Annotated in this window: 26 protein-coding genes; 19 read left to right on the top strand and 7 right to left on the bottom strand. The window is 47.5% G+C overall.

All coding sequences use genetic code 11. From position 1 onward, the window contains the following. Nucleotides 1-44 precede the first annotated feature (44 nt). A complete protein-coding gene (locus ACZM6M_RS10335; protein ID WP_066544903.1) occupies nucleotides 45-1,007 on the bottom strand; it encodes a LysR family transcriptional regulator in 963 nt (320 codons plus the stop codon). Beyond that, nucleotides 1,004-1,795 (bottom strand): phosphatase, encoded by a 792-nt coding sequence (locus ACZM6M_RS10340; RefSeq protein ID WP_143331326.1) that lies wholly within the window; start codon nucleotides 1,793-1,795, stop codon nucleotides 1,004-1,006. Before ACZM6M_RS10340 ends, ACZM6M_RS10335 begins: the two co-directional genes overlap by 4 nt. A gap of 236 nt (nucleotides 1,796-2,031) precedes the next feature. Between ACZM6M_RS10340 and ACZM6M_RS10345 the strand changes: the two genes are divergently transcribed. The 9 genes from ACZM6M_RS10345 to ACZM6M_RS10385 all read left to right on the top strand — a co-directional run bounded on the left by ACZM6M_RS10345 (nucleotide 2,032) and on the right by ACZM6M_RS10385 (nucleotide 11,531). Continuing rightward, a complete protein-coding gene (locus ACZM6M_RS10345) occupies nucleotides 2,032-2,793 on the top strand; it encodes a S1 RNA-binding domain-containing protein (RefSeq protein WP_418926453.1) in 762 nt (253 codons plus the stop codon). Between the two features lie 17 nt (nucleotides 2,794-2,810). Continuing rightward, nucleotides 2,811-3,458, top strand: coding sequence for a GTP pyrophosphokinase (locus tag ACZM6M_RS10350; protein ID WP_296036545.1), 648 nt, complete (start codon nucleotides 2,811-2,813; stop codon nucleotides 3,456-3,458). 146 nt (nucleotides 3,459-3,604) lie between these two features. Then, nucleotides 3,605-4,057 (top strand): D-aminoacyl-tRNA deacylase, encoded by a 453-nt coding sequence (gene dtd / locus ACZM6M_RS10355; RefSeq protein WP_296036542.1) that lies wholly within the window; start codon nucleotides 3,605-3,607, stop codon nucleotides 4,055-4,057. Between the two features lie 307 nt (nucleotides 4,058-4,364). Next, nucleotides 4,365-4,763 (top strand): DUF3783 domain-containing protein, encoded by a 399-nt coding sequence (locus tag ACZM6M_RS10360; RefSeq protein WP_489490415.1) that lies wholly within the window; start codon nucleotides 4,365-4,367, stop codon nucleotides 4,761-4,763. Continuing rightward, complete coding sequence (locus ACZM6M_RS10365) at nucleotides 4,760-6,202, top strand: vWA domain-containing protein (protein WP_418496849.1); 1,443 nt, start codon at nucleotides 4,760-4,762, stop codon at nucleotides 6,200-6,202. Before ACZM6M_RS10360 ends, ACZM6M_RS10365 begins: the two co-directional genes overlap by 4 nt. Further along, a complete protein-coding gene (locus ACZM6M_RS10370; RefSeq protein WP_418496851.1) occupies nucleotides 6,199-7,707 on the top strand; it encodes an AAA family ATPase in 1,509 nt (502 codons plus the stop codon). Before ACZM6M_RS10365 ends, ACZM6M_RS10370 begins: the two co-directional genes overlap by 4 nt. A 17-nt stretch (nucleotides 7,708-7,724) precedes the next feature. Next, nucleotides 7,725-9,404 carry an FAD-dependent oxidoreductase gene (locus ACZM6M_RS10375; RefSeq protein ID WP_418763308.1) on the top strand — a complete coding sequence of 560 codons (1,680 nt, stop codon included), beginning with the start codon at nucleotides 7,725-7,727 and terminating at the stop codon, nucleotides 9,402-9,404. A 94-nt stretch (nucleotides 9,405-9,498) separates the two neighbouring features. Further along, nucleotides 9,499-10,215, top strand: a complete 717-nt coding sequence (locus ACZM6M_RS10380; RefSeq protein ID WP_417300964.1) for an MBL fold metallo-hydrolase — start codon at nucleotides 9,499-9,501, stop codon at nucleotides 10,213-10,215. 35 nt (nucleotides 10,216-10,250) lie between these two features. Next, nucleotides 10,251-11,531, top strand: a complete 1,281-nt coding sequence (locus tag ACZM6M_RS10385; RefSeq protein ID WP_489490350.1) for a dihydroorotase — start codon at nucleotides 10,251-10,253, stop codon at nucleotides 11,529-11,531. Between the two features lie 80 nt (nucleotides 11,532-11,611). Here ACZM6M_RS10385 and ACZM6M_RS10390 read toward each other — a convergent pair whose 3' ends face one another. The 5 genes from ACZM6M_RS10390 to ACZM6M_RS10410 form a co-directional block, all read right to left on the bottom strand. After that, nucleotides 11,612-12,154: a flavodoxin family protein gene (locus tag ACZM6M_RS10390; RefSeq protein WP_337434171.1), complete on the bottom strand. Its 543-nt coding sequence runs from the start codon at nucleotides 12,152-12,154 to the stop codon at nucleotides 11,612-11,614. Between the two features lie 107 nt (nucleotides 12,155-12,261). Next, nucleotides 12,262-12,543: a hypothetical protein gene (locus tag ACZM6M_RS10395; protein WP_066544881.1), complete on the bottom strand. Its 282-nt coding sequence runs from the start codon at nucleotides 12,541-12,543 to the stop codon at nucleotides 12,262-12,264. A gap of 214 nt (nucleotides 12,544-12,757) precedes the next feature. Continuing rightward, nucleotides 12,758-12,976, bottom strand: coding sequence for a DUF6578 domain-containing protein (locus ACZM6M_RS10400; RefSeq protein WP_066544879.1), 219 nt, complete (start codon nucleotides 12,974-12,976; stop codon nucleotides 12,758-12,760). A gap of 90 nt (nucleotides 12,977-13,066) precedes the next feature. Then, nucleotides 13,067-13,663: a sugar O-acetyltransferase gene (locus ACZM6M_RS10405; protein WP_418494372.1), complete on the bottom strand. Its 597-nt coding sequence runs from the start codon at nucleotides 13,661-13,663 to the stop codon at nucleotides 13,067-13,069. 53 nt (nucleotides 13,664-13,716) lie between these two features. Next, nucleotides 13,717-14,499 (bottom strand): hypothetical protein, encoded by a 783-nt coding sequence (locus tag ACZM6M_RS10410; protein WP_418494373.1) that lies wholly within the window; start codon nucleotides 14,497-14,499, stop codon nucleotides 13,717-13,719. 228 nt (nucleotides 14,500-14,727) lie between these two features. Between ACZM6M_RS10410 and ACZM6M_RS10415 the strand changes: the two genes are divergently transcribed. The 10 genes from ACZM6M_RS10415 (at nucleotide 14,728) to ACZM6M_RS10460 (ending at nucleotide 26,089) form a co-directional block, all read left to right on the top strand. Beyond that, entirely contained in the window at nucleotides 14,728-15,603 is an 876-nt protein-coding gene (locus tag ACZM6M_RS10415) for an amino acid ABC transporter substrate-binding protein (RefSeq protein WP_419043311.1), read from the top strand. A gap of 16 nt (nucleotides 15,604-15,619) precedes the next feature. Further along, nucleotides 15,620-16,279, top strand: coding sequence for an amino acid ABC transporter permease (locus ACZM6M_RS10420; protein WP_066544862.1), 660 nt, complete (start codon nucleotides 15,620-15,622; stop codon nucleotides 16,277-16,279). A gap of 19 nt (nucleotides 16,280-16,298) precedes the next feature. Then, on the top strand, nucleotides 16,299-17,060 hold the full coding sequence (locus ACZM6M_RS10425; RefSeq protein WP_066544856.1) for an amino acid ABC transporter ATP-binding protein: 762 nt from the start codon (nucleotides 16,299-16,301) through the stop codon (nucleotides 17,058-17,060). A gap of 201 nt (nucleotides 17,061-17,261) precedes the next feature. Then, nucleotides 17,262-17,888 (top strand): hypothetical protein, encoded by a 627-nt coding sequence (locus ACZM6M_RS10430; protein ID WP_407408498.1) that lies wholly within the window; start codon nucleotides 17,262-17,264, stop codon nucleotides 17,886-17,888. Nucleotides 17,889-18,049: 161 nt separating this feature from the next. Next, nucleotides 18,050-19,687, top strand: coding sequence for an ABC-F family ATP-binding cassette domain-containing protein (locus ACZM6M_RS10435; protein ID WP_337434164.1), 1,638 nt, complete (start codon nucleotides 18,050-18,052; stop codon nucleotides 19,685-19,687). Nucleotides 19,688-19,878: 191 nt separating this feature from the next. Further along, on the top strand, nucleotides 19,879-20,364 hold the full coding sequence (locus ACZM6M_RS10440; protein ID WP_337434163.1) for an S-ribosylhomocysteine lyase: 486 nt from the start codon (nucleotides 19,879-19,881) through the stop codon (nucleotides 20,362-20,364). Between the two features lie 29 nt (nucleotides 20,365-20,393). After that, entirely contained in the window at nucleotides 20,394-21,149 is a 756-nt protein-coding gene (locus ACZM6M_RS10445; RefSeq protein WP_340275042.1) for an exodeoxyribonuclease III, read from the top strand. A gap of 25 nt (nucleotides 21,150-21,174) precedes the next feature. Beyond that, a complete protein-coding gene (locus ACZM6M_RS10450) occupies nucleotides 21,175-22,998 on the top strand; it encodes an ABC-F family ATP-binding cassette domain-containing protein (protein WP_417300971.1) in 1,824 nt (607 codons plus the stop codon). A 30-nt stretch (nucleotides 22,999-23,028) separates the two neighbouring features. After that, entirely contained in the window at nucleotides 23,029-24,951 is a 1,923-nt protein-coding gene (locus ACZM6M_RS10455) for an alpha-amylase (RefSeq protein ID WP_489490353.1), read from the top strand. Continuing rightward, nucleotides 24,941-26,089 carry a M20/M25/M40 family metallo-hydrolase gene (locus ACZM6M_RS10460; RefSeq protein WP_489490354.1) on the top strand — a complete coding sequence of 383 codons (1,149 nt, stop codon included), beginning with the start codon at nucleotides 24,941-24,943 and terminating at the stop codon, nucleotides 26,087-26,089. Before ACZM6M_RS10455 ends, ACZM6M_RS10460 begins: the two co-directional genes overlap by 11 nt. Nucleotides 26,090-26,109: the final 20 nt, after the last annotated feature.

A 26,109-nucleotide genomic window follows, 5' to 3' on the forward strand; every position in this document is an offset into this window, starting at 1 on the left:
GTTCTGCTTTTGATGTCAAGGCAAAACAGATAAAAACATCAGCTTCAGTCATTCTTGTAAGGAATCCTCTCCAACGCAATCCTGATAAACTCATGGGTTGCCCTGGACATATAGTGTCCCTTGTGGTAGCCCAGCCCCAGAGTGCCGTGGGCCCGGGAGTAGTTTAATGGATAGAGATTCAGCCCCGTCTGATGGGTCAGGGGATTTTTGTTGGTATTTGCGGCATGATCCGGGGACATGAACATCCGGGGATAAAAGGTGATCCCCATTCCCTTGACGCTGAGTGCAAGTGCCGTTTCTATGTTTTCCGTCTCCAGAGCGATATGGGGAGTTACCTGAGCATCTTCAAAAATTTCATCTGCAATGGTGCGCACCCGATTTCCCTTATTTAAAAGTACAAAGGGGCAGTTTTCAAGGAGACGTACATCGGCGCCCTGCTCCATCTTTTTGCGAAGCTCATCCCACCCATCGGGATGGGCTTTTTTCAGGACTTCATCCGGAACCACCAGAAGGATCTCCTCCTGGCAGATGGGTACGGTGTCTACATTTTCTGCCGTAAAGGGAAGCAGATCGATCATCAGGTCGATGGTTCCATGGAGGAGGTCATTTGCCAGTTCGCTTGAATTGCCTTCGATCAGATGAAGTTCGATGCCCGGAAATTCAGACTGGTAGGTAGGAAGGATTTCCGGCAGGATAAAACGGCCTCTTGTGTGCGAAACGCCGATGGAAAGCTGGCCGGTGGAGAAATCCTTGATATCAGCGATTTCCCGGTAGGTTTCATCCTTTAAATCCAAAAGTTCTCTGGCCCGAACCTTTAGGGCCTGCCCCGCATAGGTCAAAGTCAGCGGGGAGGTGCGGTTAAAAAGGACAACGTCAAATTCCTTTTCCATATTGGAAATGTGATTGCTTAAGGACTGCTGGGAAATATAGAGCCGTTTGGCGGCCCGCGTAAAATTCAGCTCTTCGGCAGCTGCCAGAAAGTATTCCAGATTTAAAAAGTTGATCATGTTCGGTTGTTTCCTCCCTGAGGATGAGATAATGCGTTATAAAAAAGCTCCGGTTCTTCCTTTAAAAGCCGGTCCAGAGACGGGATAAAGGCTGCGGCTTTTGAGAGAGAGGTATTTACTACCAGTTCCTCGGGAAAATGGAGATCAGCTAAAAGCCTGTGGGCCATTTCGTGGTTTCCCACATCATTTTCACAGTGTGCGTCGCTGTCTATAATGATAGAGGTCCCATAGCGCATACAGGCAGTCAGCAGCTGTTCATAATTTTCTCTGGCACCTTTTCTGGAAGAGTTGGGAGCAAGAGAGTGGCTGTTGAGTTCCAGGAGTTTATGATGCTTTGCAGCCGCAGCAGCTACTGCGGTCCAGTCGGCAGGCAGGCGGGAATCATCGGGATGGCCGATGATGTGGATCAGAGGGTTCTCCATGACGCCCAGATAGGCATTTGTATAGTCGGATACAGTGCCGTGATTGTCGATACAGGGGGTGTGGAGGCTGGCAATCGCGTAATCTATTTTTTGCAGGTAATGATCCTCTAAGTCTACTCGTCCTGTATGATCAAGAATGTTCAGCTCGGTTCCCATTAAAACCGGGATTCCACGGATCACTCTGGGGATCACGTCAAAATTACTGAAATAGAATTTGTGGCAGCTTCCGGGCATAGCGGGAGCGTGTTCGGAACAGCCGTAAAGGGCCAGTCCTTTTTCGGCAGCGGACTGGGCCATTTCATAAAGCGTGTTGTAGGCATGGCCGCTGGCGATGGTATGTGTATGAAGATCTAAAAGATCGATCATGAAAATATCCTCCTTATGAAATAAATGCAAGTGTTCTTCCTAAAATATAGCACAGGAAACTTTCCGGTACAAAGGAAAAAACAGCAAAAATAAAAAACAGGAATAATTTTTCTGAAAAAGTATAGAAATATCAGGTGGTTTGCTGATATAATGTAAAAAGCTGAATATCCAGACAGTCTGAAAGGATCAAAACAGACTGAGACAGGGAATGAAAAGCGGAAGGTGAGGAGAAGAACATGAGCGAAGACATGAATAAGGAATTGGAGACAGAGGTTAAGGCAGAGGAGCCTGTTGAAACCATGGAGGATTATGCGGCTGAACTGGAGGCTTCCTATGCGGCTCTGGATCAGAGAAGAGATATGCCGGAAGACGACAGCGCTGAAGGACAGAAGTGGGCTGAGTTTGCTCAGATGATGGAGGATAAGACCGTTCTCAAGGTAAAGATTTCCGAGGCTGTAAAGGGCGGGGTTGTTGCCTTTGTAGATGAGGTAAGAGCATTTATCCCGGCGTCTCAGCTGTCAGCGGATTATGTAGAAAAGCTGGAGGACTGGCAGGGCAAGCATGTGGAGGCTGTGATCATTACAGTAGATCCGGAAAAGAAGAGACTGGTTCTGTCTGGCCGTCAGGTGGAACGCCAGAAGAGGGAAGAGACCCGCAAAGAGCGTCTGGCTCAGTTTAAGCCGGGTGATGTAGTAGAGGGCACCGTAGACAGCTTAAAGGATTACGGCGCTTTTGTGAAGCTGGCAGAGGGCGTAGACGGACTTGTGCATATTTCCCAGATCAGTACCCAGCGCATCAAGCATCCGGGAGCTGTTCTCAAGGAAGGACAGACCGTAAAGGTAAAGATCCTTTCCATTGCAGACGGAAAGATCAGCCTGAGCATGAAGGTTCTGGCCGAGCAGGAGACTGCGCGTGAAGAGCATGAAACCTTCAACTATAAAGAGACCGCTTCAGCCACCACAGGCCTGGGGGATCTGTTAAAGGGACTGAAGCTGTAGGAGAGGAAGGGATAGGAATGATCAATATCCCCAAAACGAACGAACAGATCGACCAGTGGCGTTCTGTGATGTTTCTCTATGATTCAGCCTTAAAAAAGATGAATACAAAGATTGAAATCCTAAATAATGAGTTCATAAACAGGTATGATTACAATCCGATTGAGCATATTAAATCAAGGCTGAAGACAGCGGACAGTATTGTAAATAAACTGAAAAAGGACGGGCGTGAGGTAAGCATTGAAAATATGCAGGAGTATCTGAGCGATATTGCGGGTATCCGCATTATCTGCTCCTTTACATCTGATATTTATCAGATCGCTCAGATTATTGCGGGGCAGAGGGATGTTACAGTTCTTCATGTAAAGGACTATATCAAATATCCAAAGCCCAACGGATATAAGAGCTACCATATGGTGGTAACTGTGCCGGTTTACCTTTCAGACGGAGCCGTGGAAACAAAAGTGGAGATCCAGATCCGCTCCGTTGCCATGGATTTCTGGGCCAGTTTAGAGCACAAAATTGCTTACAAATTTGAAGGAAACGCTCCGGAGAACCTTCTGATGGAATTAAAAGACTGTGCGGATATGGTAGATATGCTGGATAAAAAGATGTTTTCGTTAAATGAGGCCATCATAGCCTTTGCGAAAAACCAGCAGGAAGAATAGCCCGGAGCTCCGGGAGAAAAATAAAACCTGCGCCAGCCGGCGGCCTTATGGAACCGGCTGGCTCTTTCTTTTTCCGGTGCTTTGCAAAACGCGGGAGAAGTGCAGGAGAGGATGAGAATGTATCACACACAGGAGGACGAGAGAAAATGAGAGCAGTTGTTCAGAGAGTGACCCAGGCAAGTGTTACAGTAGACGGAGAACTTTTGGGAAGAATTGGAAAAGGCCTTCTGATTCTTCTGGGCGTGGCTGATGGGGATACCAGAGAGCTGACGGAAAAGATGGCAGACAAAATCTGCCGCCTGCGTATTTTTGAGGATGAGAATGGAAAAACCAATTTAAGTCTGGCGGATGTGGGAGGAGAGCTTCTTGTAATCAGCCAGTTTACCCTTTATGCAGACTGCCGCAAGGGCAACCGCCCCAGCTTTGTAAAGGCAGGAGCACCTCAGATGGCGGAAAAGCTCTACGAGCATTTTCTGGCCCGGTGCCGGGAACAGGCGGACGTGGTGGAAAAAGGGCAGTTTGGCGCTGATATGAAGGTGGAGCTTTTAAATGACGGTCCCTTTACGCTGATGCTGGACAGTGAGGAGCTGTTTAAATAAATCGAAGGTTTGAGTTTCCTCATTTTACACCGTGCTCTGGAGTCTGGTGTTCCGGGCTCCGGTTTCCGGTCATAAGAAAAACTAAGAGGCTGAAATTTTTCTAAAAACAAGAGCCATATCAAAAACTCGCTGCGCTCAAACAGGTTTGATATGACTCTTAACGAAAAATTTAATCCTCTAAGATTTTCTAATGACCTCCAAAGTCGCCCTGTACACCAACTGCCAGAGCACAGCGTAAAATGAGGAAACTCAGGAAAGGAGAAAGACAGTGGAGCTTGTATTATATTATGGGACGAATGATCCCGGAATGAAAAAGCATGAAATGATGATGAAGAGCGTTCTGGTGCGTATGGGTGTGAAAATCCGCAATGTAAAACCGGAGCAGGTTATGGAAACCATAGGCTGTCTGGCTGGCATGCCGGGCTTTCAGGAGCGAAAGAACGTGGATGAGCCTCTTCCTGTGATCCCGGAACAGATGCTGGTGATGAAGGATTTTACCGGCAGCCGGATCGACACCCTGTTATACCAGTTAAGAAAAGCCGGGGTGCCTAAGATCGATTTAAAAGCCATTGTGACGGAGCACAACTGCGGATGGAGCTTTTATAAGCTGTATGAGGAGCTTAAGGAGGAGCACCGGCTGATGACAGAGCAGGCCCGGGCGTCGCAGATGGAGGCCGGAGCGTCTGATGGAGAAGGTCCTTTATGATTGATCCCGTAAGAGAGAGACAGCTTCAGGAACTGGATACGGTTGGAATCTGTACCCGGATCTTGTATCAGGCCAGAAGCGAGCTGTATGTAAATATGCACTTTCTGGATGTGTCCTTAAGCAGCTTGGGTTTTGAGGCAGATTGGGGCCGGAATGGTATATCCACAGATGGGGCGGTGATCTTTTATGATCCGGAATTTCTTTTAAACCTCTATAAAAAGGGCCGTGTATGCGTCAACCGTGCCTATCTGCATATGGTGTTTCACTGCCTGTTCTGCCATATGTATACAAGAAAGGGGCGAAAGAAGGAGCTGTGGGATCTGGCCTGCGATATTGCGATGGAAGCGGTGATCGACGGCCTGTACCAGAAATGCGTCCATGTGCCTCAAAGCCCTCTTCGCCGCGAAACCTACCTGCGCCTGAAACGTCAGATGGAGGAGCCGGAGGAGAAAAACAAAATTCAGACAGAAAGGCTGGATGGCAGAGATGGTATTCCCAAACAGGGAAGAACCGGCAGCAAGGTTCTTACGGCAGAGCGCATTTACCGGGCCTTAAGCCGGATGGAGCTTTCTGAACGGAGACTGGGACAGCTTCAGGCAGAATTTAAGGTGGACGACCATGATCTCTGGGAACAGGATGAGAATTCCCGTCAGGCCATTACACGCCAGAACCAGTGGAATGATAAACGGGAAAAAATGCAGACTCAGATGGAAACTATGGGTTCTCAGGATGAGTCACAGGAAAATGAAAGTCTTCAGGATATGCTTCAGGCAGAAAACAGGGAGCGGTACGATTACCGTCAGTTTCTCCGGCGTTTTTCTGTGCTTAAAGAGGAAATTGAGGTGGATCCGGACTCTTTTGATCCGGTTTTTTATTCCTATGGAATGTCCCTTTATGGAAATATGCCTTTGATCGAGCCTCTGGAAACAAAAGAGGTATTTCGGATTGAGGATTTTGTGATTGTTATTGACACCAGTATGTCCTGTTCCGGGGAACTGGTTCAGAGGTTTTTAGAGGAGACATATGATGTGCTTTCTGAGTCAGATACTTATTTCAGAAAGATACGGATTCATATTTTGCAGTGTGACGATAAGGTGCAGTCGGATGTGCTGATTGAATGTGCAGAGGATCTAAAGGCTTATATGGAGCATTTTCAGATCACTGGCTTTGGAGGAACGGATTTCCGCCCGGCCTTTGAATATGTAAATGAGCTTCGGGCCAAAAGAGAGGTAGACAGGCTTCGGGGACTGATCTACTTTACGGATGGAAAAGGAATCTATCCGGTTCAGGCTCCGGTTTATGATGCTGCCTTTGTATTTATTGAACATTTATATTCCGATGAATCAGTGCCTGCCTGGGCGATGAAGGTGGTTCTGGAGGAGGAGCAGCTTATGGAGATTTCGGGGGGAGATTCGAAGAGAAAGAAGGACAGAGAGTGAATATTAAACGAGCCAAGGAAGAGATAAAGGATACCGCAGCAGCCTATCTTTTAAAGGATGACTGCGGAGAATATGTGATCCCCTCCATCCGCCAGCGGCCGGTGCTTTTGATCGGCCCGCCGGGAGTGGGAAAAACCCAGATTATGGAGCAGATTGCCAGAGAATGCGGTTTGGGTCTGGTTGCCTATACCATTACTCACCATACAAGGCAGAGCGCCGTGGGTCTTCCGTTTATTGAACATAAGGTTTACGGAGGAAAGGAATATGCGGTGACGGAGTACACAATGAGCGAAATTGTGGCTTCGGTGTATGACAGGATCCGCGATACAGGGCTTAAGGAAGGGATCCTTTTTATCGACGAGATCAACTGCGTATCGGAGACATTGGCTCCTGCCATGCTGCAGTTTCTTCAGTGCAAAACCTTCGGAACCCATAAGATACCGGAGGGATGGATCATCGTGGCAGCGGGAAACCCGCCGGAGTACAATAAATCTGTCCGGGAATTTGACGTGGTAACACTGGATCGAATCAAAAAAATTACCGTAGAGCCGGATCTGAAGGTATGGAAGGAATATGCCTATGCGCAGAATCTCCATCCGGCCGTTTTATCCTATCTGGACATCCGTCCCCAGTATTTCTGCCAGGTAGAGACCACCGTGGATGGAAAGCGGTTTGTTACGCCCAGAGGCTGGGAAGATCTGTCCCAGTTCATTACAGTCTATGAAAATCTGGATAAAAGGGCAGATCGGGAAGTGGCAGGGCAGTATCTCCAGCATCCGGCGGTTGCAAAGGATTTTGCCAATTACCTGGAACTGTATTATAAATATCAGAATGAGTATCAGGTAGAGGAAATCTTAAAAGGAGTGATCCGGGAAGAGGTATGTACAAGGCTGGAGCGGGCGCCTTTTGATGAGCGCCTCAGCGTTGTGGATCTGCTCCTTGCAAAGCTGACGGACGGTTTCCGGGAGCTTTATGAAAATAAGGCGGAAATGGAACTTTTGATGGCCCGTTTAAAGGAATTTAAACGGGAGTTGGATTGTTCTCAGGATGTAGTCCCGGCTGTGCGTCTGGCCAGTGTGGCGGAAGAGACAGAGCTTACCAGAATCCACAGAAAGGACAGCGGGCTGTCAGACCGGAGAGAGGACAGGCGGTACCGCAGAGTGGCTGCCCGGTTAGAAAGCTGGGTTCAGGAGATGAAGGGAGCTTCTTTAAATGAGGCAGAAGCGGCCTGGCAGTGGACCAGAGAGCAGTTTATGGAGCGCAGCGACAGCTATGAGAATCAGAAGGAGGCCTGCGCGAAAGCATTGGAACACGCATTTGACTTTATGGAAACGGCCTTTGGAAATGGTCAGGAGATGGTTATTTTTATTACCTCATTAAATACAGGTCCTTGCAGCATAGAGTTTTTAAAGGAATATGAGTGCGAACGGTATTACCATTATAATAAAGAACTGTTGTTTGATGAACAGGAGGCAGACGTGAGACGGCTTTTGGAGAAAAAATAAAAAAGGAGGTATTCTATATGAAGGTATTGATCGTAGGAGGCGTGGCAGGAGGAGCAGGCACAGCAGCCAGACTTCGCAGAAATGATGAAAACGCACAGATTATCATGTTTGAACGGGGGCAGTATATTTCCTATGCAAACTGTGGCCTTCCTTACTATGTGGGAGGAGTGATCACAGATAAGGGGGCTTTGCAGCTGCAGACACCGGAGCGTTTTCATCAGAGATTTAATGTGGACGTGAGGACAGAGAGTGAGGTTACAGCGGTAGATACAGCAGGTAAGACGGTAACAGTACGTCATGGGGAGGAAACCTATAAGGAAAGCTATGACCGTTTGGTGCTGTCTCCCGGTGCAGCTCCCATCCGTCCTGCAATTCCCGGAATCGAGGAAAATAAGGTATTTACCCTGAGAAATATTCCCGATACCTATCGTATCTACGACCACATAAAGGAAACTGCGCCCAGAAGCTGTGCGGTGATCGGAGCAGGCTTTATCGGTCTGGAAATGGCAGAAAATCTTGCAGAACGAGGTGTGCATGTAACAGTTGTAGAGGGTGCTTCTCATGTGATGCCCCCCATTGATATGGATATGGCTCATCAGGTGCATAATTATATCCGCGCGCAGGGAATTGACCTCTATCTGGGCCAGACCTGTACTGCTATGGACAAGGATGGAGTAATCTTAAAGGACGGAAGGAAAATCCCGGCTGATATGGTTATCTTAAGTATAGGAGTACGTCCTGATACCGGATTTTTAAAGGACAGCGGAATTGAATTGGGAGCCAGAGGGGAAATCCTGGTAAATTCCTACATGGAAACCAGTGCGCCTGATGTCTATGCTCTGGGTGATGCAGCCAGTGTACGTCATATCGTAAGCGGAAAACAGGTCCTGATTCCTCTGGCTTCCCCGGCCAATAAGCAGGGGCGTATTGTTGGAGATAATCTCTGTGGAAGAAAAACGGCTTATAGGGGCAGTCAGGGTACCTCCATCATGAAATTTTTCGGTCTTACGGTGGCTGTGACAGGTGAAAAGGAAGAAAACCTGCAGGCTCAGGGACGTGCTTTCTGTAAGGTAATCACCACTTCTGCTTCTCAGGCTGGATATTATCCCGGCGGTGAGATGATGACAGTAAAGACCTTGTTTGAGCCGGATACAGGCCGTATTCTGGGTGCACAGATTGTAGGCGGAAAGGGTGTAGACAAACGTATTGATGATATGGCAAATGCAGTTCGCTTTGGCCTTACAGGCTTTGATCTGCAGGAGATGGAGTTAGCGTATGCTCCGCCATTCTCATCAGCAAAGGATCCGGTAAATATGGCTGGATATGTAATTGGAAACGTAATAGAGAGCCTTATGAAACCGTTCTATGTGGAAGATCTGGATCAGATCCCGGAAGATGCAGTGCGCCTGGATGTGCGTACCCCGGAAGAGTGCCAGAGAGGTATGATACCAGGGTTTATCAATATTCCTCTGGATTCCTTAAGAGAACGCATGGGTGAGCTTGATCGGGAAAAGGATATATATATCACCTGCCAGATCGGCTTAAGAGGTTATCTGGCCCAGAGAATTCTGGATCAGGCTGGGTTTAAGACCTGGAATTTAAGCGGCGGTTACCGGCTTTATGAAATGGTAAAGAAGGATGAGGCAGCTATGGCGGCAGTAGCCGGCATGTGTACGGAGTGCGGAAAGGAACTGTAATAAAGTATTGACGCGGAATGTGTGTTGCGGTAGGCTTGTAATGAGACACATTCCGCGTTTTTATGTGAAATAATCCGAAAGGAGAAGGCAGAATATGAAGATTACCTATATCCACCACAGCAGTTTTCTGGTGGAAATGGAGCAGATTGCGTTGCTCTTTGATTATTTTGAGGGAGAGATCCCTGAAATCCGACAAGATCAGCTGCTGATTGTGTTTGCCAGCCATCGTCATGGAGATCATTTCTCGCCTGGAATTTTTGATCTGGCAGAGAATCATCCCAAAATCTGGTTTGTCCTTTCGGACGATATCTGGAGAAAAAGAGTTCCGGAGGAATTTTTGTGTCGGACCAGTTTTTTGGGGTCGGGAGAGGAATTTTCTTTTCAGAAGGAGACAGGAGAAAAGGTGCCTGTAACGGTCAAAGCATTTAAATCTACAGATGAGGGAGTAGCCTTTCTGATTGAAGCAGAGGGAAAGGTTCTTTATCACGCAGGAGATCTGAATAACTGGGTCTGGGAGGGTGAACCGGAGGAATATAACTGCCGAATGAGCGAAGCATTTCACAGTGAACTTCTGAAAATAGCTGGAAATCATATTGATGTGGCTTTTATGCTGCTGGATCCCCGGCAAGGAAAGGACTTTTATCTGGGAATGGATGATTTTATGCATATGGTGGGAGCTGATATTGTGTTTCCCATGCATTTCTGGGGAGATTTTGGCGTGACAGAGCGTTTTAAGACTCTGCCCTGTGCAGCTGACTATGCAGAAAAGATTATGGAAATTCGTTGTCAGGGGGAAAGCTTTCAGTTATAGTATAAATTGCGGAAAAGAAAGGAAGAAACAGTTATATGATACTTATCAAGGGAAGCCGGGTACTGGATCCGGCGGGAAAGACAGACAGCAGAGCAGATCTTGTGATTGAGGATGGAATCATCAGAGAAATCTGCCCTCCGGATACGCTGGGAGGAAGAACAGAAGCGGAATATGAACAGATAATCGATGGAACGGGTCTGGTGACGGCTCCGGGTCTGGTGGATGTTCATGTCCATTTCAGAGATCCGGGCCTGACCTATAAAGAGGATATTCATACAGGAGCGGCTGCAGCTGCCAAAGGAGGCTTTACTACTGTAGTATGTATGGCAAATACAAAGCCGTTAGTTGATAATGAGGAAACGCTGCGCTATGTTCTTGAAGAGGGGAAAAAGACAGGAATCCATGTACTCAGCTGTGCCGCTGTGTCAAAGGGATTTAAGGGCGAAGAACTGACCGATATGGAGGGCCTGCTGGCTGCAGGAGCCGCCGGCTTTACAGATGACGGAATCCCCTTAATGGACGGCCCCTTTGTGCTTAAGGCTATGGAGGAGGCCGCCAGACTGGATACAGTGATCAGCTTCCATGAGGAAGATAAATCATTTATCCGTGAAAATGGCATCAACCATGGCGTTGTATCCGATCAGCTCGGGATTTATGGTTCCCCTTCTCTGGCAGAGGATTCCCTGGTAGCAAGAGACTGTATGATCGCTCTGGAAACAGGAGCCAGGATCGATGTTCAGCATATCAGCTCTGGCTATTCCGTAGAGCTGGTGCGTCTGGCAAAGAAGCTGGGGGCAGATGTGTGGGCTGAGGTAACGCCTCATCACTTTACGCTCACCGAGGAAGCAGTGCTGGAACACGGAACTCTTGCGAAGATGAATCCTCCTCTGCGTACGGAATTGGACCGCCAGATGCTGATTGCCGGCTTAAAGGACGGAACCATTGACCTGATCGCTACAGACCATGCGCCTCACAGTAAGGAGGAGAAGGATAAGCCCCTTACAGAAGCTCCCAGCGGCATTATCGGACTGGAAACAGCCCTTTCTCTGGGAATTGAACAACTGGTGAAGCCTGGCCATTTGAGCCTGCTGGAGCTGATGGAAAAGATGAGCTTAAACCCGGCCAGATTATACAAGCTGGACTGTGGCCGGATCTGCGAGGGCGCACCTGCGGATCTTGTTATTTTTGATGAAAATGAAACATGGACGGCAGATCAGTTTGCATCAAAGGCATCCAACACCCCATTTTTGGGCCGGTCTATGACAGGAAAGGTGAAGTATACCATCTGTGAGGGAAAGGTAGTGTATCAGGATTAGCATAAATACCGCTATATAAGAAAAAGAGGATGCCGCCCGGACTTTGCGGCATCCATTTTTCTATGTATATTCCGTAGATTCTAGCAGACTGCTTTTCCCATTTCATAGGCCTTTTCAAGAGCTGGATTTCCTGCAATTTCACCAACTGCACCAACGCCGCCGCCGAATACGACTCCTGCCAGACGGGATTTGGGGAAGCAGGCAATCCAACCGGAAAGTCCGTGTACGGCTCCCTCAACTGCGGTATCCTCATCCTCCGCGGCCGCTGCCAAAAGATAAACATCCCGGAACTGATAATCAGAATCATACAGCGGATTTGCACGATCCAGCATGGTCTTCATCTGTCCGCTCATTTCATAATAGTAAACCGGAGTGGCAAATACCAGCACATCTGCTGTTTTCATTTTCTGTGCAATGATTTCTGCATCATCATGGATGATACACGTTCTGGTTTTCAGGCAGGTCAGACAGCCTTTGCAGAAGCTGATGGTTTTATCGTATAAGCATACCTTTTCTACCTGGTTTCCTGACTCCTCTGCTCCTCGGATAAATTCGTTTGCAAGAGTCTCTGAGTTGCCGCCTTTTCTTGGGCTTGTAGAGATTACTAAAATGTGTTTGGGCATACGGTTTTCTCCTTTGATTGATTATTTGATAAGCTGGAATATGATGTCCTCTTGTATCATCTGTCCCTTATTATTTTAATCAACTATATTAAAATCTCTACGCCACATCACAGTTTCTCCAAGGTCACATACGCTTCCTGCAATGCTTCATGGAATCTCGATTCTTTTATTTCTGGAGTAAGCCCAGGCTCATCAATATAAAGCAAACAAGCGTCTGGAACTTTATCCATAAAGCACTTGTGAAACAGTGGATTTTCATAAGTATTTGCGTATTCAGTATAAAAGGGTTCTGCTTGATTGTAATATTCTTCTTTCGTGATTCTTCCATCCAGATAGTCCTTCATTTGACTTAATAAAGTCTCTCTAAACTTTATGCCACTTATTCTCATTTTGTCCACTCCTATTTTATATGTGAAAATTCCAATTTGTTGTTTTTTACTTATAAATCATACCACATAATAACATCAAGAAACGCTAAGATATTACAGACTATACTGCACCCAAAAGGCAGCTTCAAAAACGGAAGCTATTTGAATGTAACTTCTTCCTGTTTGGAATGTCTGATTGAACATTCATTTAACTCAACAATATACCCTGTTGCTCTCATATCTTCGATTTTCTTTTCAAAGCCTTTCGAACAAATAATTTTTCCCAATTTTCATCATGAGCTTCATAACAATAGTCAATCGTTCCGAGGTCTACAGGGGCAAGTATCTGTTCACGTTCTATTTTATAAACGAACCACTTCACTATATCACCTATAGAAAAAGCTTTACCACAGCATTCCAGCTGCCAACTCTCATAAAATACTGTACATTTCATTTTCACTGTCACCTTACAGCTTTCGACTTTCCTGTTTCTATTTTAGCTTTCAGCCCAGTCAATTCCCAATTCCGTAAACCAGAAAATTCGCTATATTTCTATATACTCTGGATATTTTTGCTTGTCTTTCTCCGTTATTCTGCGAATTACCCTGCAGGGAACGCCTGCGGCAATTACTCCATCAGGTATATCTTTATTAACAACGCTTCCAGCACCTATTATTGTATTGCTTCCGATCGAAACTCCCGGCAGCACAGATACATTTGCACCAATCCATACATTGTCACCGACAGTAATTGGAAGTGCGATTTCCAGTCCCTTTGCTCTTTGCCCTGCATCTATGGCATGACCAGCTGTTGAAAAAACAACATTAGGAGCAATAAATACGTTATCGCCAAAGGTAACCTTAGCCCCATCCAATATTGTGCAGTTGTGATTTGTGTAGAAATTATTCCCAATCGTTATATTGCTCCCATAGTCGCAGTAAAAGGGCGCTGTAATTACAAAGTCTCCTTTAATACATCCAATTATTTTCTTTATAATTTCCGCCTGTTTTTTTGTATCCGATGGTTTGCACTGATTAAATTCATAGCACAGATCAGCGCATTTCGTTCTGTTTTCCACAACTTCCCTGTCATAGTTGGCGTCATATAAATAGCCTGCCTGAGCTTTATTCCATTCGTTCATTTCATTCCCTCATCCTTAAATTTTTACCACGGTTCATACGCAGCAGATCCCCTCTAAATATCCGGTTTAGCAGCTGTCAGATTAACAATTCCATCTTCCAGGGTTACTTCAAACTCGATTAAATCTCCATAATCTATCCTTGAATAGTTATCATATTGATCAAAATCAGAAGCAGCATTAACAGCAAGATTTAATGAATACCCTGTAGACGAAGGATATCTGCATACACTGGAAACGACTCTGCTGTGATTCATAAATATCAGGCTTACCATTCCTTCACTAATGCTGTCATCAAGCGCAGGGCTTTTTGATCTGGTAATTCGTTCGATATCCTTTAAAGGGAAATAGGGTCCAAAGGAGTATACTCTGGTCCATTGAAATGGTACGGTTTCTTCCAGTGTAACCCGGTCATTCTGTATCTTTGTCATTGCTGTCCTCAGCCTGTAATTATTTATATAAATCATCGGATCCCCGAAAATAAAATAAAAGATCAGAAACACAGCGGCAATAAAATATATAACATTATGACAAAGATCTGAGAGCTTCCATGCCCGTTCATTATCGGCATTTAATTTTCCAGTTTCCCAACTTCCGGTTTCAACCGCTTTTTTCTTATGCTTTGAAATATACAGAGCAATCCACACTGCATAGCCCGCTGCAAAGATTAAAACAGCCGACTCCTGTGAAAATGCAACCCGCATTCCCCTTATGGTCCAATATCCCATCAGACTAATCCACAGTATGTCGGTAAAGCCATCAATGGACAACACTTTATAGAGAACAAGTATTCCAAGCAGTAATGAAACGATAAATGTTTTAGGACTTACTATTTTCATTACGTTCACTCCATTCTTCTAAAAACCATGATACCACACTTCCACCACCATGGAAAGGCTGCGGGAAAATAACTTCGGAAGTACGGAAGCGGAAATAATTTTCATTTTCTCCTTTACAAAAATACTTTAGTATGCTAATATGATAACACATTAGCAAATAAGAGCCGACACGATTTATGGAGATTAAAAGCAGGAAGCCAAAGGCTCGCCATCGAGGAGGAAACGATTATGAAAAAAAGAGTTGTATGTGCCGCACTTGTATCTATAATGACCATGTCACTGGCAGCCTGCTCCGGTGGAGCCGTATCTGCACCGGCTGAGACAAAGGCTGAATCCACAGAAGCAAAAACAGAGGCAGCAGAGACCACAGAAAAAGCCGCTGAAGCAGAAGGAGAAACAAAGGTAGAAGGCGGTACCCTGATCGTGGGATTTGATCAGGATTTCCCGCCGATGGGATTTATGGGAGATGATGGCGAGTATACAGGCTTTGACCTGGAGCTGGCACAGGAGGCTGCAAAGCGCCTGGGTCTGGAGTATAAGCCCCAGCCTATCGCATGGGATGCAAAGGATATGGAACTGGAGTCGGGAAATATTGACTGTATCTGGAATGGCTTTACCATGACCGGCCGGGAGGACGGATATACATGGAGCGAGCCCTACATGGAAAATTCTCAGGTGTTTGTAGTGGCAGGGGATTCCGGAATTAAAAGCCAGGCAGACCTTGCAGGAAAGGTAGTGGAGTGTCAGGTGGATTCCTCCGCGGAAGCAGCCTTAAAGGAGGTTCCTGATCTGACAGCCACCTTTGCACAGCTTCTTACTACCGCAGATTACAACACAGCCTTTATGGATCTGGAGCAGGGCGCAGTAGACGCCATTGCCATGGATGTAGTTGTGGCCGGATATCAGATCAGCCAGAGAAACGCAGATTTTGTTATACTGGAGGATTCGCTGGCGGCAGAGGAGTATGCGATCGGCTTTAAGAAGGGAAACACAGAGTTAAAGGATAAAGTCCAGGGCGCATTGGAGGAGATGGCTGCGGACGGCACCTTAAAGACCATCTCTGAAAAATGGTTTGGCAAGGACATTACGACAATTGGAAAATGAAAGCAGGTAGTTTAAAATGGGTAAAATGACACTTTCCCAGATGGTTGCACAGTTAGCAGGAGGCATGGGAACCAGCATACAGATATTTGTGGTTACGCTTGTATTTTCTCTGCCTTTGGGTCTCATAGTGGCTTTTGGCCGTATGACGAAAAACGGTTTCCTTAGAAATCTGGTTAAGGTTTACATTTCTATTATGAGGGGAACGCCCCTGATGCTGCAGCTCATGGTGGTTTATTTTGGCCCTTACTATCTTTTCGGCATCCGTGTAGGAAGCGGCTACCGTCTCTGGGCTACCTTTATCGGGTTTGTGATTAACTATGCCGCCTATTTTGCGGAAATTTACCGCAGCGGCATTCAGTCTATGCCTCAGGGACAGTATGAGGCGGCCTATATCCTGGGCTACAGCCGGTTCCAGACCTTTTTTAAGATCATTCTGCCTCAGGTGATCAAGCGGATCCTCCCCTCGATTACCAATGAGGTGATTACCTTGGTAAAAGACACGTCGCTGGCGTTTACCCTAAGCGTAGTGGAGATGTTTTCAGTTGCAAAGGCGCTGGCATCCTCTCAGACCAGTATGATTCCCTTTGTGGCAGCCGGCCTTTTCTATTACATCTTCAATCTGATTGTGGCCTGCACCATGGAATGGATGGAAAAAAAGCTGGAGTATTACCGTTAGAAACAGGAGGATGTGGAAAATGAAGCTTTTGGAATTGAATCATGTGGAAAAGTCCTTCGGCGATCTGAAGGTATTAAAGGATATATCAATGAGCGTGGAGGACGGGGAGATCGTTTCCATCATCGGCCCTTCAGGCTCCGGCAAATCAACCCTCCTGCGCTGTGCCACCATGCTGGAAACCATGGATCGGGGCGAGGTGGTTTATCTGGGAAAAAAGGCGGTATGGGGAAATGATTCCGGCTCCATTCAGTATGCATCTCCTGCAGAATTAAAGGAAATCCGCAGCCAGTATGGTCTGGTATTTCAGAATTTTAATCTGTTTCCTCATTTTTCGGTGATGAAAAATATCACAGATGCGCCGATCCATGTACAGAAGCGCAATAAGGAGGAGGTCTATTCAGAAGCCAGAGAGCTGTTAAAAAAGATGGGACTTGAAGATAAAGAAGACGCCTATCCATACCAGCTTTCCGGCGGTCAGTGCCAGAGGGTTGCTATCGCAAGAGCCCTGGCCTTAAAGCCCAGGATCCTGTTTTTTGATGAGCCTACCTCAGCTCTCGATCCGGAGCTTACGGGAGAGGTGTTGAAGGTGATCCGCTCCCTGGCAGATCTCCATATTGCCATGGTGATCGTAACACATGAGATGGCCTTTGCCAGAGATATTTCCCACAGGGTCGTCTTTATGGCCGGAGGGGTGATCGTGGAAGAGGGAACACCAGAGGAGGTATTTTCCTCAGATAATGAGCGGACGCAGAGCTTTCTGGGGAGATATGGAACGATTTGATAGAGAAAATAAATGGCAGGCAGTGCCTGAGGAGAAAAGCATCCTCCGGCGCTGTCTGTTTTTGTTGAGGAATAGGCGCGTTCCGTGCATAATATTAAGAAACTGTAAGGGAAAACTTCTTGTATTTTTCAGACAGGGATGGTAACATCTGGGTAAAAGTATGGAAATTCTGTTTTTTGACGGAAGATCGGAGGTAAAAATATGAGAAAACAGGTATATATGACAGCTGTGGCAGTGATGGCAGGAGTTCTTCTTGCTTCGGGATGCAGCAAAAATCAGGATGAGATGCCGTCTTCATCGGTTCCGCAGACAGAGACAGCCACAGAATCGGAGGCATCCTCTGAGACAGAGACAACCCCGGCACAGACAGAGGAACCAGCAGAAGCCGGGCGCTATCATATGCTTCAGGGAACAGTGATTGAGGAAAAAGAAGATGGTTCTGCCTTTACGCTTCTGGCAGATGATGGGAAAGAGTATGAGATTTCCCTAAGCGATATCCGGGATGTAGAGACGGAGATTGCAGAGGATGTCCAGATTGCCATTGCCTATATCGGCGAGCCGCTTGGAAAACTGGAGGATGTGGATCTGGTAGTGGCCCTGCCGGAGCAGGAAGAGTGGACGATTTCCACAGAGGAAGGAACCACCACGGCTAATGCCATGAGTTCCTTTGCGATGAAAACAGCGGACGGAAGAGAACTGAGCTTTTTAAAGGATAACTGCCCCATAGAGGACGGTGCGCTGTCAGAGGACAGCGGAGATTCGATCTGGGTGACGTATGTGACCTCTGAGGGGATGAATTTTCCAGTGGAGATTGTGAAGGGACAGTAGGGAGATGCAAAATGTCCTATTTTTTCCGAAAATCCCCTTGCAAAAACCCTGTTTTCCCTGTACAATCTGATATTGAGAGAAACATAAAAAGAGGGGCCAGATTCTGACCCCTCTTTTGACGAGGAACGATAAAAATAAGATTCCAAAGAAAGGTAAGAGACATGATTAGTGCAAATAATATCTCCCTTCGCGTAGGCAAGAAGGCATTGTTTGAGGAAGTGAATATCAAATTCACCGAGGGTAACTGCTATGGACTGATCGGTGCAAACGGTGCGGGAAAGTCTACATTTTTAAAGATTCTGTCCGGCCAGTTAGAGCCGACCAGCGGTGAGATTGCCATTACACCGGGACAGAGACTTTCCTTCTTACAGCAGGATCATTTCAAATATGACGAGTATACAGTGCTTGATACGGTTATCATGGGAAATGCCAGACTGTACCAGATTATGAAGGAAAAAGAAGCCATCTACATGAAGGAGGACTTCACAGACGAGGACGGCATCAAGGCGGCAGAGCTGGAAGGCGAGTTTGCCACCATGAACGGCTGGGAAGCAGAGTCTGATGCAGAGAGCCTGTTAAACGGCCTTGGCATCGGCCCTGAGTTCCACTATTCCCAGATGGGAAATCTTCTGGGCGCACAGAAGGTAAAGGTGCTTCTTGCACAGGCATTATTCGGAAATCCTGACATCCTGCTTCTGGACGAGCCTACCAACCACCTGGATCTGGACGCCATTGCATGGCTGGAAGAGTTTCTGATTAACTTTGAAAATACCGTTATCGTGGTATCCCATGACCGTTATTTCTTAAATAAGGTCTGCACACAGATTGCAGATATCGACTATGGCAAGATTCAGCTGTATGCCGGAAACTACGATTTCTGGGTAGAGTCCAGCCAGCTGATCATCAAGCAGATGAAGGAAGCCAACCGGAAGAAGGAAGAGAAAATTAAGGAGCTGCAGGAGTTCATCCAGCGTTTCTCTGCAAATGCTTCCAAGTCCAAGCAGGCAACCTCCCGTAAGCGCGCCCTGGAAAAGATCGAGCTGGACGATATTAAGCCATCCAGCAGAAAGTATCCTTACATTGACTTCCGTCCCTCCCGTGAGATCGGAAATGAGGTTCTGACCGTAGAGCATTTAAGCAAGACCATTGACGGCGAGAAGATTCTTGACGACATTTCCTTTATTCTGGGAAGAGAGGACAAGGTTGCTCTGGTAGGGCCAAACGAGCGTGCAAAGACCGTTCTCTTTAAGATTCTTGCAGGTGAGATGGAACCCGACGAGGGAAGCTATAAGTGGGGTCTGACAACTACCCAGTCTTATTTTCCCAAGGACAACTCCGCTGAGTTTGCAAATGACGATACTATCGTAGAGTGGCTGACCCAGTATTCTCCTGAAAAGGATGTAACATATGTGCGTGGTTTCCTGGGCCGTATGCTTTTTGCGGGCGAGGATGGTGTAAAGAAGGTAAAGGTTCTTTCTGGAGGCGAGAAGGTTCGCTGTATGCTGTCCAAGCTGATGATTTCCGGTGCAAATGTACTGATGCTTGACGAGCCTACAGACCACCTGGATATGGAGTCTATTGATGCGTTAAACCGTGGTATGATCAAGTTCCCGGGTGTGATGATCTTCTCCTCCCGTGACCATCAGATCGTACAGACAACAGCCAACCGCATCATGGAAATCATCAATGGAAAGCTCATTGACAAGATCACCACATATGATGAGTATCTGGAAAGCGATGAGATGGCTAGAAAGAGATTTACATTTACCGTTGCTGAAAGCGACGAGCAGGATGATTGATTATAAGGTGCGTTTTGGCACAAGATGGAGGCAGGATCTGGACAAAGGGTCCTGCCTTTTCGGATGGAAGAAGAGGCGGTTTGTGGTGTGCACTGCGGTTTGGCCCTGAGGGCTCCGGTTTTCACCCTCAGGCCCAAACCGCAGTGCACACCGCAGGCAGCGAGATAACGAAGAAAAGGAGAAGAGTCAAAATGGAAAAAATTGCAAGTTTTACCATCGACCATATCCGGCTTCAGCCGGGGGTATATGTTTCAAGAAAGGATCAGGTAGGGGATCAGGTGATTACGACCTTTGACCTGCGTATGACCTCTCCCAATGAGGAACCGGTGATGAATACGGCGGAGATGCATACCATTGAGCATCTGGCAGCTACCTTTTTAAGAAACCATAAGGAGTATGGAAGCCGTACCATTTACTTTGGTCCTATGGGCTGCCGTACCGGTTTTTATCTGCTTCTGGCAGGCAATCTGGCTTCAAGGGAGATTCTGCCTCTGATGGTGGAGCTATTTGCCTTTATCCGGGATTTTGAGGGTGAGGTGCCTGGGGCTTCTGCAAGGGACTGCGGCAATTATCTGGATATGAATCTGGGGATGGCAAAGTATCTGGCTGCAAGATACTTAAAGGTGCTGGAACAGATTGACAGCTATCCGGAATCCAGACTGGAGTATCCGCAGTAGGGCTTTTTGGATCAGGAAAGGAGTTCTGTATGAAAAAACTGATTTCATGGAATGTAAACGGCCTGCGGGCCTGTGTGGGAAAAGGGTTCCTGGACTTTTTTAAGGAGGCGGATGCAGATGTATTCTGTATTCAGGAGAGCAAGCTTCAGGAGGGACAGATTGACCTTGAGCTTCCGGGGTATTTTCAGTATTGGAATTATGCAGAGAAGAAGGGGTATTCCGGAACGGCTTTATTCTGTAAGGAGGAGCCGGTTTCTGTATCATACGGACTGGGGATTGAGGAGCATGACCATGAGGGCCGTGTGATCACGGCTGAATTTGGCGATTATTACGTTGTCACCTGCTATACTCCCAATTCTCAGGACGGCCTTGCAAGGCTGGATTACCGCATGGAATGGGAAGCAGCATTTTTAGCCTATCTGAAGCAGCTGGAGGAGAAAAAGCCGGTGATTTTCTGCGGGGATCTGAATGTGGCCCACAAAGAGATTGACCTGAAAAATCCCAAAACTAACCGGAAAAATGCCGGTTTTACCGATGAGGAGCGGGGAAAATTTACAGAGCTTCTGGATGCCGGCTTTATTGATACCTGGCGTTATTTTAATCCGGATACAGAGGGCGTGTATTCCTGGTGGTCCTACCGTTTTAAGGCCAGAGAGAAGAATGCCGGGTGGCGCATCGACTATTTCTGTACCAGCGAGGCCTTAAAGGACCGTCTGGTAAGCGCAGGAATCCATACAGAGGTATTTGGCTCGGACCATTGTCCGGTAGAACTGGTGATTGAATAGCAAATGAGGGAAAGGAAACGGATCCATGAATCTTCTTACCATTGAGCATTTAACGAAATCATATACCGAACGTCTGCTGTTTGACGATACGGCATTTTCCATCAATGAGGGGGAAAAGGTCGGCCTGATCGGAATCAACGGAACCGGAAAGTCCACGCTCCTTCGGATTGCAGCAGGCTTGGAGCAGCCGGATGAGGGATCGGTGGTAAAGGGGCGCAGCCTGTATATCCGGTATCTGCCCCAGATCCCGGAATTTCAGGATGGAGAAACCGTGCTGGAGGCCATTGTGCGTGAAAATGAAAATGAGCCTCATTTTTCCTCAAAGGAGGAGTTAAAGGCAGCGGCCCGCTCTATGTTAAACCGTCTGGAGGTGCCGGACTGCGAGGCAAAGATAGATACTCTTTCCGGCGGACAGAGAAAGAGGGTAGCTTTAGCCAGTGTTCTTTTAAGTACGGCAGATCTGCTGATTCTGGACGAGCCGACCAACCATCTGGACAGCGGCATGGCAGAGTGGCTGGAGGCATATTTAAAGGCCTTTAAGGGCGCTCTTTTGATGATCACCCATGACCGGTATTTTCTGGACAGTGTAACCAGCCGGATCGTGGAGCTGGACAAGGGAAAGCTCTACAGCTATCAGGGAGGATACGAAAAATACCTGGAACTTAAAGCAGAGCGGATAGAGATGGCAGAGGCCACAGAGCGCAAGCGCCAGTCCATTTTAAGGACAGAGATCGCCTGGATGCAGAGAGGGGCCAGAGCCCGTTCAACCAAGCAGAAGGCCCATATCCAGCGCTATGAGGCATTGCGTGACCAGGAGGGGCCCCAGTATGACAGAAATGTACAGTTAGAGTCCATTGCCAGCCGTCTGGGACGGACTACGGTAGAGCTGAAGGATATTTCCAAGTCCTACGGAGATAAGGTGCTCTTAAAGGATTTCACCTATATTTTCCTGAAAAATGACCGTGTGGGTATTATCGGCCCCAACGGAAGCGGAAAGTCTACTCTGATGAAGATCATTGCAGGCTGGGTACAGCCGGATTCCGGTACAACAGAAATCGGACAGACGGTAAAGCTGGGTTATTTTTCCCAGGAAAATGAAGCCATGGACGAGAGCCTGCGCGTCATTGATTATATTAAAAACGCTGCAGAATATGTGAAAACAAAAGATGGAAGCATCAGCGCCAGCCAGATGCTGGAGCGGTTTTTATTTCCGTCCAGTGTTCAGTATACGGTGATCGGGAAGCTTTCCGGAGGAGAGAAGCGCAGGCTGTACCTGCTCCGTATCCTGATGGAAGCGCCCAATGTGATCCTTCTGGACGAGCCTACCAATGACCTGGACATTCAGACGCTGGTGATCCTGGAGGATTATCTGGACACCTTCCCGGGGATTGTGATTACCGTATCCCATGACCGGTATTTCCTGGACCGCGTTGTAAACAGGATATTTGCCTTTGAGGGCGATGGAAGGGTACAGCAGTATGAAGGCGGGTATACGGATTATCAGAATGCCTGCCTAAAAAGGGCAGAAGCAGAAGGAGGACAGCCGGGAGGCGGACAGGAAGGGAAAACCGAAGTCCGTACAAACGGAAAAACCCAGCGCACCCGCGGCCCCCAGAAGCTGAAATTCAGCTATAAGGAGCAGAGGGACTATGAAACCATCGAAGGTGAGATGGCAGACCTGGAGGAGAGGATTTCCTCTCTGGAACAGGAAATCCAGGCTTCAGCCCATGATTTTGTAAAATTGAACCAGCTCATGGCAGAGAAGGAGGAGGCGGAAGCCGCTTTAGAGGAGAAGATGGAGCGGTGGATGTATCTGGAAGAGCTGGCTGCAAAGATTGCAGAGCAGTAGAGTATGAATTCAGTGAAAGGCGGTATATAGATGAAACAGGATTATATTGCGGTGGCAGACAAAAGCCGGATCTATCCGCCTGGTGTGGCGGCGAATGGGGATGGCTTTGATGTGTGTTTTATTTCGGAGGCAGAAAGCTGCGGGCTGCTTCTCTTCAAAAAAGGGAGCAGGCAGCCTGTCGCCAGAATCCCCTTCCCCCATGAGGGACGGATGGGAAATGTACACTTTATGACCGTAAAGGGAGAGTTTGAGGGTCTGGAATACGCCTTTGAGGAGGATGGAAAGGAGGCAGCAGATCCGTTTGGACGGCAGTTTGCAGGCTGCGGACGCTGGGGCCATAAAGAACGGGGAACAGGCGGGATCCATACAGTATTTCCGAAAAAAGGTGCGGATTTTGACTGGGAAGATGACCGTCTTCCGGCTGTTCCTGCTCAGGACTGCATCATTTACAAGATCCATCCCAGAGGTTTTACAAAGCATGCTTCTTCTGGTCTGAGTCCGGAAAAGAGGGGAACCTTTGAAGGAGTAATTGAAAAGATTTCCTATCTTAAAGAGCTGGGGATTACCACGTTGGAAATGATGCCTCCGGTGGAATTTAATGAAATTATCTTTCCGGAAAAATCCGAAATTTTCGGTCTTCCCCAGGGGATGCGGAGAGAAGATCAGGAAGAAAGGCATTCTCATACAGAGCCTGTAAAGCTTAATTACTGGGGCTACTGCAGCGGCTTTTATTTTGCTCCCAAGGCCTCCTATTGTTCATCCGTGGATCCGTCGGCAGAGTTTAAACGGATGGTAAAGGCTCTTCACCATGCAGGGATTGAACTGGTGATCGAACTGTATTTTGACGGAAGTGAAGCGCCGGGATATGTGCTGGATGTGGTGCGCTTCTGGGCGATGGAATACCATGTAGACGGCGTTCATCTGGTAGGTTTTGCACCTCTTTCCCTGCTGGCGGAAGACCCTTATTTAAAGGATTTAAAGCTGTGGGGAGAAGGCTGGAAGGAGGGGGATTCCCGCCGCATCTGTGAGTATAATTCCGGCTTTATGATGGATATGAGACGCTTTTTAAAGGGCGATGAGGGGATGTTAAGTGCGCTGTCCTACCATATCCGCCACAATCCGGATCATATGGGAGTCATCAATTACATGGCAAATGTAAACGGCTTTACCATGATGGACATGGTTTCCTATAACGAAAAGCATAATGAGGACAATGGGGAAGATAATCAGGACGGCTCAGACCAGAATCAGTCCTGGAACTGCGGGGCAGAGGGGCCGGTGAGAAAGAAAAAAGTTCTCAGTCTGCGGCTTCGTCAGTTAAAGAATGCCCTGCTTCTTCTGTTTTTAAGCCAGGGAACGCCCCTTCTTCTATCTGGTGATGAGTTTGGGCAGACCAAACAGGGAAATAACAATTCCTACTGTCAGGACAATGAAATTTCCTGGCTGAACTGGGGGCTTATACGGCGTAATAAGGATCTATTTGCCTTTGTAAAACAGGTGATCTCATTCAGAAAGTCCCATGATTTGTTCCATATGGCGAAAGAACCCAGACTGATGGATTACCGGGGGCTGGGACTGCCGGATCTGTCCTATCACGGAGAGAAGGCATGGCAGCCGGAATTTGACCGGTGCAGCCGTCAGTTCGGCGCATTTTACTGCGGAGATTATTCAGAGGATACAGAAAAAACCAGCTTTTATACAGCCTATAATATGCACTGGGAGCCACATGAATTTGCGCTGCCGAATCTCCCCAAAGGAAGGGCATGGCAGATGGTTTTCAATACAGCCGAGGACAGTGTAAACGGTTTCTGGCCGGAGGGAAAAGGCCCTGTATTAAAGGATCAGAAAAAGGTTATGATCGGAGCGCGGGCAGTCTGTGTATTTATGGAGAACCCGGAGGTTCTGCCTGAAAAAACGGTCCGGGAGAAAGAAGGAAAAAAAGATGCTCAGTGAGTCAATGGAAGTGTTTATCAGAGAACATGAGGAGGAGGCCCTGGAACTTTTAAGAACTATTTCCAGGATTCCTGCGCCCTCAAACCATGAGGAAAAACGGGCGGAATTCTGTTCCCGGTGGTTAAAAGAGCAGGGGGCAGAAGGGGTATATATAGATGAGGCATTAAATGTTGTCTGGCCGGCCGTGATCCGTGAAAAAAATGGCCTGGAGGTCTATATGGCCCATACGGATGTGGTATTTCCTGATGAGGAGGAGCTGCCTTTAAAAGAGGAAGGAGACCGTATCTTCTGTCCGGGCATTGGGGATGATACAGCCTGTCTTGTCTGCCTGCTCCTTGGGGCAAAGTATCTGGCAGAGGCCATCCGGGAAGGGCGCCTTGAGGAGGTGTATCCCTCTGACCGCCCGGGGCTTTTGTTTGTATGCAATTCCGGGGAAGAAGGGCTGGGAAATCTAAAGGGCGTCCGGAACATATGCGAGGATTATGCCGGTCGGATCACAGCTTTTTGTACCTTTGACAGCCAGCTGGATAAGATCGTAGACCAGGCTGTGGGATCTAAGCGATTTAAGGTCACAGTGCGCACGAAAGGAGGACACTCCTTTAATGATTTCGGCCGGGAAAATGCCATTGAAAGGCTGGCAGGCATCATTGGAGCGCTGTACCGGATCCAGATTCCTAAGCAGGGAAAAACGACTTTTAATGTAGGCCAGATCCAGGGCGGAACATCGGTTAATACCATTGCTCAGGAGGCTCATATGCTTTATGAGTTCCGTTCAGACCGGAGGGAACATCTGGACTATATGCAGGATCAGTTTGATAAAGTGATCGAACAGGCCAGAGCGCAGGGGATGGAGATCGAAACGGAGGTTTTAGGGATTCGTCCCTGCTCCGGCAGCATTGACCCGGAGCGCCAGAGGACTCTTTTAGAGCGGGCCTGCATGGCTGCAGCGCAGGTTACAGGGCAGCGCCCCCAGACAGGCTCCGGTTCCACAGACTGCAATATCCCCATGTCGTTGGGAATCCCCAGCGTCTGCGCGGGCTGCTACCGGGGCAAAGGCGCTCATACCAGAGAGGAATACATTGAAAAATCCTCCATATCCGAGGGGATGAAGGTCGTATTTGGCATGATATTTGGCTGATGTCATAACAGACCTCCCTT

Source organism: Enterocloster sp. (genome assembly GCF_057861365.1).